The following is a 9,904-nucleotide window of genomic DNA, read 5'->3' as shown; positions in this document are numbered from 1 at the left end:
TTGAGCTTTTCTTCGATCTTATCCATTAACTGACCGGCGATGTTGAGTGTAAACTGATCGTCCAGTTCCCGGATACAGGTGGGTGAAGTCACGTTGATTTCTGTGAGGTAGTCGCCAATGACATCCAGCCCGACAAAGATCAAACCTTTCTCCCGAAGTACCGGGCCTACCTGGCTGGCAATCCAGTGATCCCGTTCGCTCAGCGGTTGTCCAACTCCGGTTCCGCCCGCTGCCAGATTTCCTCTCAGTTCCCCTGCTGCCGGAATACGTGCCAGACAGTAAGGAACCGGTTCGCCGTCAATCATCAGAATGCGCTTATCCCCCGACTTAATGTCAGGAATGAATTTTTGAATCATGGCCTGACGCTGCCCCAGCTCGGTCAGGGTTTCGATAATGACACTGAGGTTGGGATCATCAGGATGGGTGCGGAAGATGGAGCTGCCACCCATACCATCCAGAGGCTTGAGCACGACATCACCATGTTCTGAGGCAAACTCCCTCAGTAGTCTCTGGCTGCGGGAAACCATGACCGGCGGTGTGCACTGAGGGAACAGTGTGGCGAACATTTTTTCGTTACAGTCACGGATGCTGCGGGGGTTATTGACGATTAGTGTACCGGCTGCTTCAGCCTGCTCCAGCAGGTAGGTGCTGTAGACAAACTCCATGTCAAAGGGCGGGTCCTTGCGCATCAGGATGACATCCAGCCCATCCAGAGGCATTTCCTGACGAGCCTCAAGCTCAAACCAGTCATTTGGGTCAGCCCTGACTTGCAGTGGCTGTACGCTGCCCATGGCGATGCCGTCTTTCTGGTAGAGATCAGCCTGCTCCATGTAAAACAGTTGCCAGCCTTTCTGACTGGCGGCCAGCAGCATGGCCAGAGAGCTGTCTTTCTTGTAATTGATGGAGGCAATAGGATCCATCACGACGCCGAGTTTAATGCTCATGAGTTTGTTCTCCGTACTCTCTAGTTACTGCTCTCGGCTTCTGAGTCTTCAGAAGGGGCACTGGATGCACTTACTGTTTTAGTACTTGCCATCGCTTCGCCCATTTTAATGGACATACCGGGCTGCCAGTTTTTCAGCCACTCTACCTGGTCTTTACCAAACAGCACGATGGCTGTTGAACCCAGTTTAAACTGGCCAAGCTCATCACCACGACTCAGTTCAATGGACTGGCTGGCTTCTCCGTAACTCACCGTAGCAACCTGCCCGCGTTGGGGGGTGACCAGCCCGGCCCATACGGTTTCAATACTGGCAACATTAATGGCACCCACCATAATGACCGCCATGGGGCCATATTGCGTATCAAAGACACTGACTACCCGCTCATTACGGGCAAACAGATTTGGAATGTTCTCAACGGTGCCCTGATTCACCGAAAAAAGGCGACCAGGAATGTGAACCATTTTGTGCAATGTGCCAGCAGCGGGGATATGAATGCGGTGATAGTCTTTTGGGGAAAGGTAGATCGTGGCGAATTTGCCGCCCATAAATTCCTGTCCAAGCGCCAGATCTCCACCCAGTAGTTCGACCAGGCTGTAATCATGGCCTTTTGCCTGAAAGATTCTGCCATCATTGATATCACCTATCTGGCTGATGGCGCCATCCGCCGGACTGACAATCAGCTCAGGGTCGCCTGGTAAAGGGCGGGCGCCGTCTTTTAGCAGGCGGGTAAAGAAGTCGTTGAAGTGTCTGTATTCTTCTGCTTTTTCCCTCTGAGCCTCTTTCATATCGACACGATAGTGGTCAATGGCCCACTGGATCAGGTGGTTTTTGAACCATGGGGTCTGACACTCAACAAAATAGTGAACGGCCCTGGAGATCAGATGGTGGGGCAGTACATATTGAATGGCAGCAAACAGTTTTTCTTTCACGGTGGTAGTGCCTGATTGTCCACTAATGAGAGCGGGCATTGTACCTGAATTCCGCTTTATTGATATTGTCTCCCGGGCGTAATGGTAGATTGACTATGTGTTTCCCGCTGTTTCGGTCATCGCCGGAGCCTGATCGATAGAGGCAACCGTGTACATGATAACTTCAGGGATGCCATGAAATGCGGATAGCGTGATTTTCGGGGCGCTGATTTTCTTATCATCATGGTGAACAAACTTATGGTTTGTGTTCTTTATAAGTGCTGTCTTATGGTCCCTGGATAATATTCGACGGTGATGCAAGCCGATAGCCTGAGGCTGAAGTGTAACCTGATATAACTGACCATTATTGTATCGGTTGTTAGTTTTACCAGAGTGCTTTATGGGCAGTACGATATTGTTGTCAAGCTTCGCCATTAACCTTTTTGCTGCTTTTATTGTTTGCTTTGATGATGTTGTATGTAAAACCGGGTTGACAAACAAGCACTCCAGACTGGATAAGTCGCTTGAATAATGATGTTGGGTTATTACTGAAGGGGTGTGGTTTTCAGGGGGTAATTGAGGGGTGTTACTCTTATATGCTTGCACTAGCGGTAAATTAATTGGTTTTTCTTCTGTGCTTTGCATTTCATCAAAATCCTGCTGAATGGAATTATCCGGATTTATATGAAGCACTAATTCTCCCTGATGATGATGTTGTTGTTGTTTTTTAATTGGGTTTCTGATGAGTATATTATCCTCCTTATCTCTGATTTTCTGCTGTTCGGTGGTTGTGTAGGTAAGGCCGTATATTCCCAATGATTCATCAGCAATCAGGTGTAATAAGTGTGGGATAAGATCAGCTGCAGAACCAGGCATTACAGTGTAACCATTTGGGGAGAACCCATTAGGTCTAAAGATGCTTTTAAAAAAATGAGTTTGATTTTTTTGGCCGTATTGAAACATTTGATTTATAAAGTGCCTTATCGCTGTATTCATTGTTTTTTTATTGCTTGCATTGAAGTAGGTATCGATAAGTATTTGCAGGGCTCTGATAAGTTTGTTTTTCTTTACAAGGTTGTGGTGTTGGTATTCAAGTGGATTCACTGTTTGTGTAGATGACGTTTGTGTGGGTGTTAATTTTTCTGTTAGAGATTTCAATAATTCCCTTTGGCGTGTCTGTATGTTTTCCAGAGTTTCTTTTTTTAATGAATTTAGTACACACTTCAGAGCTGTGTTAATGAAACAGGTGTCACCATAATTTCTAAATCTCTCAGATTGAAGATGGAGGGCTGGTAGAGTAGTTGTTTTATTTTTCTGGAGGGTATTTTCAAGATTTTTAAGCATTATATCATCGGGTGTAAATATTCTTCTGGTCTTTGTGTTTAGATATGGAATTCCCTGAATTGTTGTAAAGATATGACTGTTTTGCAGGTCCTTCAGAGAAGTCAGGTAATTCTCCAGGTCTTTTTTTTGAACAGATTTTCCAAAGAAAAAACTTTTCAAAGATTTGCAGAAATTCGGTTTTTCTTGCTGTTTGGAGGTAGACCAAGTGTACTCAAAAGCATCCAGATAGCGCAGTGAGAGTGAGTTGTTGCTTGATTGTATAGTCATTTTTATTTTATTTGGCCAATGAGATAAATTTACCGTTTCAGGTCCCGTCAGGTTTCCTATGGAGTTTAGAAAACCTGCCCGTCCATTAGACAACTAACCAGTAAAAAAATTCACTATAAAATCAATGCCCGGTTACTTAAGTTCCTATTTTAACTGGGGTTTCTGGCAGGTTGCCCCATTCCGACCAGGAACCATCGTATGCTCTGATGTGTTTGAATCCCAGTGATTTGGCCACCAGATAGGTGAAGCCAGACCGATGGTGAGCCTGACAGTGAGTGATGATTTCTTTATCCGGTGATAAACCCAGGGCTGCCAGTTCAGGGATCAGGTTTTCACGAATACGGTAATTTTTTTCAGGGTCCATGGCCCGGGTCCACTCAAAGTTTATGGCTCCGGGAATATGACCCGCCTTCATGGCCATGACTTTTTCGCCTCGGTATTCTTCTGGTGAACGGGCATCCCATATTTTGAATTGCGGATCATCAAGCACGCTCATAATGAAATCGCTGGTTGCCATGACATTGTCATTAATGGTCAGCGAAACAGCGGTTGGCGTTTTCTGGTTAGGTGTTGACTCAGTTGGATGTCCCTCTTTGAGCCAGGCATGAATACCGCCATTAAGGTAGGAGTAGTGTTTGTGCCCAATCACATCCAGTGTCCAGATAAATCGTCCTGCCCAGCCGCCGCCTTCATCATCGTAAACAATGATATGTTCTTTGCCGGTGTAACCGAGTTCACTGAACAGTGATTCCAGCTGGCTTATGGGGGGCAATTTGCCCCGGGCGGGAAGGGTGCCTGCGATCAGTTGCTGTGGCTGTACATTAATCGCTCCGGGAACATGAGCCTGCTGGTATAACCGGGGGTTACACAGGTCAATGATGATCAGGCTCTCTTTAATAGAGGTATTTTCGTCAGAGGCCAGAGCGGATTCCAGTGCATCCGGCTCCAGGATCAGTGGCAGATTGTTATTGTGAGTCATATTACGTCCTGATTTTTTCCTGAACGCATTGTAATGGTAATTGTTGCTGTGAGCATCCGAGACGTTAACTATGTCTCAGTGCTGTTTCCTCGCGGGCAACAACGCCCAGTCGAAGGCCGATCCGCTGCTGGTTCATGGAGTCATAAGGTTGGCCACAGTGCATGACCTGAGAGTTATCCCAGAAGACAACATCACCTTCCTGCCAGGGATGAGCGTATACCACAGACTTTTCGAGTATTTCATCCAATAGTGCCTTCCAGAAAGTTCTGGCTGTTTCGGGATCCCTCTCCAGACCGACGGGGATTGCGGTATCTGAACCCATATAAAGGCCTTCCCGCGCAGTTAATGGGTGCTCTGAAACTAGCGGTTGGGTTTTTAGTGGTGTTTCGGCAGTCCAGGCATCAGGCGTCTGGAAGGGAGGGGAGTGGATGAGCTTAATCTTTCTCAACTCGGCCTGACGTTCAGGGCTGAGGGAACGCAAGGCTTCCAGTTGATCGAGAAAGTGAGTGGTATGGGGCAATCCATCACTTCCGGTTTCTGGCACTTTGTGCATGTGAAGTATCACGATATAAAGTGCATTCATGGTAAGCCCTTCCAGACGGGGAAGTGCATCTTTATCGTGATGCCACTTCCAGGCACCGGCTCCAATTGGCTTTTCGACAGGGCCCGAGGGATTACCCAGAACAGCAACATGGTTGCTGATCAGTTCGGGAGGTAAGGGAGGGTGTTCTTTATGCTCTTTATGGCAACGGTTGTCTCCCATTATCATGGGGCCAAACGTATCCTGTGCGAACTGTTCCAGCTCACTGGCACTCATATACTGATTTCTGGCGAATATCACACCGTGCTGCCAGAGAGCCTGTTTTAATGCCAGTCTCTGGCTGCTGTTCAATGTTTTCAGGCTGATGCCCTGGCAAACCTCATAGCCCAGCCGGGGATGCTGACTGGTCATCTTATAATCGATCATGGTATGCCTGAATAGTCATTGAAAGACCTTGATAAAGTTAGATCAATTTTTTCGGATACCATGAGAATTGTTGGGGTTACGGCTTCTCCAGAGAGTTGAGAATACTCTGGTAACTATTCATTCGTTCCTGAATAATCTCACCATTAAGCAAGGCGTTTCGAATAGCGCAGCCGGGCTCCTGATTATGGTTGCAGTCCCGGAACCGGCAATAGCCAATGAATGGGCGGAACTCTTTAAAGCCGTGTAGTACATCCTCTGGCTCCATGTGCCAGAGCCCGAACTCCCGGATGCCGGGGGAGTCGATCAGCATGCCACCGGCGGGAAAGTGAAACAGTTTTGCCGCAGTGGTGGTATGGGTGCCTTTACCGGTGCTTGCAGACAGTGGGCCTACCTTGATATCAACCCCGGGCAGTAGCGTATTGACCAGTGAAGACTTCCCAACGCCGCTCTGACCCACGAACACGCTGGTGTGTTCATTCAAGAGGTTCTTGAGTTCATTGAGCCCATCTTCCGTCCGGGTTGATGCTTTAAGTACCCGATAACCAATACGCTCATAATTAATCAGCATATTGTCGAGCAGCTGACGACTGGCTTCATCTTCCAGCAGGTCTGTTTTATTGAGCAGAATGACGGGCTCAATATCCACGGTTTCAGCAGCGACCAGATAGCGGTCGATCAGATTAGGGTAGGGTTCAGGCACCAGGGCGATGACCAGAACAATATAATCAATATTGGCGGCTACCGGCTTTAACTGACCTCTTGTGTCCGGCCTGGATAACAGGCTGTCCCGGTCTTCAAGGGCAACCACCACCCCCATATCGCCTTTATTGGAGGCGCGCCAGACAATCCGGTCTCCCGTCACCAGCGGAGGAAGGTTGGCGCGAAGGTGGCATCGGTAGGTTTCACCGGGCCTGCCAATAGGCTCTATATCAAGCTGGGCGCCGTAATGGGCAATAATAAGCCCCGGTTGTTCGGGCCCCAGGGCGTCATCCTGAAGTTCCTGAGTAATCTGTTGCTCGCGTTTTTGGGCACGGGCTTTCCGTTCTTCCTGGATTTTCTCTATGCGCCAGCTTTGTCTGCGCGTTAGTTTGCGCTTACTCATGGTGTGTGCGGCAGTGTGTGAAGAGGTGTTTGGGGAGTGAAATTTGAAGTATCATAAATTTTTACTGGGCTGATTTCGCTGCAATTATGAATGAAGTAAGCTTATTATGTCAGCTCATTCGTTATCTGCTCTTAAATTGGTTCAGATCTTTTCATAAAAAGGTCAGAAAAAGGGTCAGGGAAATGTAGCGGTCTATAATATATTAAATAAGCTGAATTTTTCCTAACTGTCTGATATCTAAGAACAGTTCAAATTTTCTAAACCGTGATTACTGGGTGTTTGATGGCTAAATCAGATAATCTCATATGGATCGACCTGGAAATGACCGGTTTGGATCCGGAAAATGACCGGATCCTTGAGATCGCGACCATTGTGACCGATGGCCAGTTAACTATTCTGGAAGAAGGTCCGGTCATGGCGGTTCATCAAAGTGACGCCGTGCTGGATGGCATGAATGAGTGGTGTGTTAACACCCATGGAGCCACGGGCCTTACGGAACGGGTACGGCTAAGTACCATCAGTGAGAGTCGGGCGGAGCAGATGACCCTGGAATTTATCCGGCCCTATGTGGATAAGGGCGTGTCCCCTCTGTGCGGTAATTCAATCGGTCAGGATCGTCGTTTTCTCTGGCGTTACATGCCTGACTTGAATGACCATTTTCATTATCGGAATATTGATGTCAGCACCTTGAAAGAGCTGGCCCGTCGCTGGAATCCTGGCCTTCTGACCCAGTTTACCAAAAAAGGCACCCACCTTGCGCTGGAAGATATTCGTGAGTCCATTGATGAACTCCGGTTTTATCGTCAGCATTTTATTAAATAAAACGCTGCTGTACGAATTGCACATCTGTCTATGATGCGGATGGCCTGACATCGAGCCAAGCCCTCCTTTCCCATCCAAAACTTTAGAGTACAAAGGCCAATGTTCACTTTGGGCAACTGCTCTTTGAACGATTCTCTCAGTACGGTCGACCGCCACCACTTTGAGGATAACTTTGGCTGTGTGAAGGTTGTAACGCCTGTGAGTTGAGTTCAGGGCTTCTGGGGAGTAGTAGGCAACAGTAAGGAGAGTTCACTTGTAGCTGATGCAGCAAGCTGTTGGCGGTCACATTTTTGGCTATGCCTCTCTGATGCGGGGGACTTATAAGGAGTATCACCGGGTTGCAGCTTTGTTTGTTCTCCACAGCTAGCGCATACAACAAAATCTTTCATGGTTTTTGCATTATTCGATACAGTTTTACTGAAATACCCCTCTTTTCCCCACATGACAGCAGCTTCTAGAGACCGAACTTGATTATGATTTGTGCTGACGTGTAGAGCTATAGAAACACCCTTGCCAAAGTATGAGGCCACTCGGTTGTAGCCATTAGACATTGTTTTCGGGACTTCTTTTTTGTTGTGAGCTGCTGTCCCTTGGTCTATTTTCCGTAGAGCTTCTGATTGGTTTGCTGCGGCAGATCGTTCAAAGTTAAACATATAAATCAAACCTCGATAAAATAAACAACATCGTTGATAGTGATATTTCCAACTCCCTTTGGGTAATTACTTTGACATTAGATTATTCAAAAGTTCCTGAGTTTCTCATGCGATGCATTCGTATAAAAAAAGCCTCTCAAAGAGAGGCTTTTAAATCATGAACCATTCGGTCCATCCGATTTTATTAGTCTCCTGAAAGGTTAAAATCACCGGCTTTAGCCGGTCAGCTTTAGCTATGATGGTTTTCTCCCTACGGGATGTAATTAAGCGGCCCAAGGTACACGCGGCTGTCATTGTGTACAGGGATTGTACACAATCCATCTGGCAGGGATTACCCGAGGGCATAAAAGCCAACCGTCAGGCAGTCACCTCCCTGTGGATGGATCCTGTACAATCCCTGTACAGGATGACAGAGGGTGGAATAACTCAGACCTCTGTCATTGTGTACAGGGACTGTACACAATCCATCCGGCAGGGATAGCCATCTCACTGCACATTCACTTCCCTGTGAGATGGATCCTATACAATCTCGGTAATTGCTCCTGCATTACTCTATCTCCTGCAACCATGCAGTCGCCTGTACAGGATGACAGCAACCAGGGGATCAAGAGGTGATGATAAATTTCAGGAGTGAAGGTTAGCGACAACGCGTCTTTGACGCGTATCCGGACTTTCAGTCCGTAATTCTAACCCACCGGCTTTAGCCGGTGGTTGTTGAGTTTCTCAAAACTTCGCGGTCAAGTTTTTTCTCTAAGGCTAGGGGAGAGTTGAGTTAACATAGTGTTCGTTCAGGCACTACTTAATCTATTTTTAAAATAGACTCTTTCGGTGAGAGCTTGATGCAGCGAGTCACTGTCGTCGCTCAGGTTCAATCCTCATCTTGAAAGGAGGCCGCTTTATTATGGATATTTCATATTATACGACAGTTTTAAGATGAGTTCTGATTCGGTGCCCGGCATCCTGCAGGCTCCGTATTCCGAGCATGCAAGAGGTTATATTCCAAGACCATACCTGATTCACTTCGGTTTTACGGTAGGAGTTTCGCGTTGACCATTTGTATTCAAATTAAACTGACCGATTAATCAATAATTTCATATGTAAGCCGGTATGAATATTTTGTACTACCTTGCCTTCATCTCTTCAGCATAATAACTTGATACCCTGATCAACGCCTCTGTGGCTCATCACGAGGAAGTCATCAGCCTGCTTCTCGAACAGGAAGCGAATCCTGACATACTGGACAAGTACGGCAACACAGCCCTGATCAATGCCATGAAGGAGTGGTGTATCGCTTCGCAGGGAGAGGAGGAAACTGAAAAGTTTCAGGCTATTACCATCCTGCTACTCAAACAAGGTTCGAATATTAATGTACAGAACAAAAGAGGAGAAACAGCCTTAAAAATTGCCAAAAATGAAGGCGTCAGGGCAATCTACGAAAAGTTGTTGAGCAGGGGGGAATGATGCAACGGGCAATAGTGATTGGTGGAAGTGTCGCAGGATTGATGGCAGCGAAAACCCTGTCGCCGTTTTTTAAGGAAGTCATCATTCTTGAAAAAGACCCGTTAGACAGTGACAGCGGTCTCCATAAAGGTGCCGGTCAGGGTTCGCATTCCCATGTATTACTGCCCAGCGGTATTGAGCTGCTGGAGCAACTCTTTGGAATACCGGAGTTCAACCTCAGGGAGTATGGCATCTACCCTGCCGATGCAGCCGAAGAACTGAAATGGTTTCAGTTTGGTGTCTGGAAAAAGCGGTTTCACTCCGGTGTGGATATGGGGTGGTGTAACCGCTCACAGTTTGAGTGGCGGGTTCGCCAGGCGGTTATGTCGGTTAGCAATATTCAATTGCAAACCGGCTCCCGGGTGCTTGGGCTGGTCGTGTCTGAGGATGGCAGGCGAATCAAAGGTGTCCATTACCA

The 9,904-nt window shown here is 47.2% G+C and carries 10 protein-coding genes; 3 read left to right on the top strand and 7 right to left on the bottom strand.

Annotated elements, in window-relative coordinates; genetic code table 11:
* From gshB to rsgA, 6 genes are all read right to left on the bottom strand, one after another.
* Positions 1-944, bottom strand: a 944-nt coding sequence (gene gshB, locus RM811_RS22075; RefSeq protein WP_402528504.1) for a glutathione synthase, incomplete at its 3' end; no start/stop codon positions are given.
* A gap of 20 nt (positions 945-964) precedes the next feature.
* Positions 965-1,912, bottom strand: coding sequence for an archaetidylserine decarboxylase (gene asd / locus RM811_RS22070; protein WP_402528502.1), 948 nt, complete (start codon positions 1,910-1,912; stop codon positions 965-967).
* A gap of 54 nt (positions 1,913-1,966) precedes the next feature.
* On the bottom strand, positions 1,967-3,463 hold the full coding sequence (locus tag RM811_RS22065; protein WP_402528499.1) for a hypothetical protein: 1,497 nt from the start codon (positions 3,461-3,463) through the stop codon (positions 1,967-1,969).
* Positions 3,464-3,599: 136 nt separating this feature from the next.
* Positions 3,600-4,442, bottom strand: coding sequence for a sulfurtransferase (locus RM811_RS22060; protein ID WP_402528497.1), 843 nt, complete (start codon positions 4,440-4,442; stop codon positions 3,600-3,602).
* 64 nt (positions 4,443-4,506) lie between these two features.
* Positions 4,507-5,409, bottom strand: coding sequence for a TauD/TfdA dioxygenase family protein (locus RM811_RS22055; RefSeq protein ID WP_402528495.1), 903 nt, complete (start codon positions 5,407-5,409; stop codon positions 4,507-4,509).
* A 76-nt stretch (positions 5,410-5,485) separates the two neighbouring features.
* A complete protein-coding gene (gene rsgA / locus RM811_RS22050) occupies positions 5,486-6,511 on the bottom strand; it encodes a small ribosomal subunit biogenesis GTPase RsgA (RefSeq protein ID WP_402528492.1) in 1,026 nt (341 codons plus the stop codon).
* Positions 6,512-6,793: 282 nt separating this feature from the next.
* On the opposite strand from rsgA, the gene orn reads away from it, so the two are divergent.
* Positions 6,794-7,333 (top strand): oligoribonuclease, encoded by a 540-nt coding sequence (gene orn / locus RM811_RS22045; protein ID WP_402528489.1) that lies wholly within the window; start codon positions 6,794-6,796, stop codon positions 7,331-7,333.
* Positions 7,334-7,542: 209 nt separating this feature from the next.
* Here the strand turns inward: orn and RM811_RS22040 are convergent, their stop codons facing one another.
* Entirely contained in the window at positions 7,543-7,986 is a 444-nt protein-coding gene (locus RM811_RS22040; RefSeq protein ID WP_402528487.1) for a hypothetical protein, read from the bottom strand.
* A gap of 1,176 nt (positions 7,987-9,162) precedes the next feature.
* On the opposite strand from RM811_RS22040, the gene RM811_RS22035 reads away from it, so the two are divergent.
* Both RM811_RS22035 and RM811_RS22030 read left to right on the top strand, forming a co-directional pair.
* A complete protein-coding gene (locus RM811_RS22035) occupies positions 9,163-9,447 on the top strand; it encodes a hypothetical protein (RefSeq protein ID WP_402528484.1) in 285 nt (94 codons plus the stop codon).
* The coding region (locus RM811_RS22030) for an FAD-dependent oxidoreductase (RefSeq protein ID WP_402528482.1) at positions 9,444-9,904 on the top strand (461 nt) is incomplete at its 3' end. The genes RM811_RS22035 and RM811_RS22030, both read left to right, overlap by 4 nt.

The sequence above is a fragment of the Endozoicomonas sp. genome (assembly GCF_031844845.1).
In the GTDB taxonomy this organism is placed as follows: domain Bacteria; phylum Pseudomonadota; class Gammaproteobacteria; order Pseudomonadales; family Endozoicomonadaceae; genus Endozoicomonas.
The sequence above is the reverse complement of the archived record's forward strand: the minus strand, read 5'-3'. Positions and strand labels throughout refer to the sequence as shown.

What these genes read in the sequence shown, in the direction of transcription:
- rsgA (WP_402528492.1), bottom strand. Translation starts at nt 6,511, where the DNA reads ATGAGTAAGCGCAAACTAACGCGCAGACAAAGCTGGCGCATAGAGAAA.
- RM811_RS22055 (WP_402528495.1), bottom strand. Translation starts at nt 5,409, where the DNA reads ATGATCGATTATAAGATGACCAGTCAGCATCCCCGGCTGGGCTATGAG.
- RM811_RS22065 (WP_402528499.1), bottom strand. Translation starts at nt 3,463, where the DNA reads ATGACTATACAATCAAGCAACAACTCACTCTCACTGCGCTATCTGGAT.
- RM811_RS22060 (WP_402528497.1), bottom strand. Translation starts at nt 4,442, where the DNA reads ATGACTCACAATAACAATCTGCCACTGATCCTGGAGCCGGATGCACTG.
- asd (WP_402528502.1), bottom strand. Translation starts at nt 1,912, where the DNA reads ATGCCCGCTCTCATTAGTGGACAATCAGGCACTACCACCGTGAAAGAA.
- RM811_RS22040 (WP_402528487.1), bottom strand. Translation starts at nt 7,986, where the DNA reads ATGTTTAACTTTGAACGATCTGCCGCAGCAAACCAATCAGAAGCTCTA.
- orn (WP_402528489.1), top strand. Translation starts at nt 6,794, where the DNA reads ATGGCTAAATCAGATAATCTCATATGGATCGACCTGGAAATGACCGGT.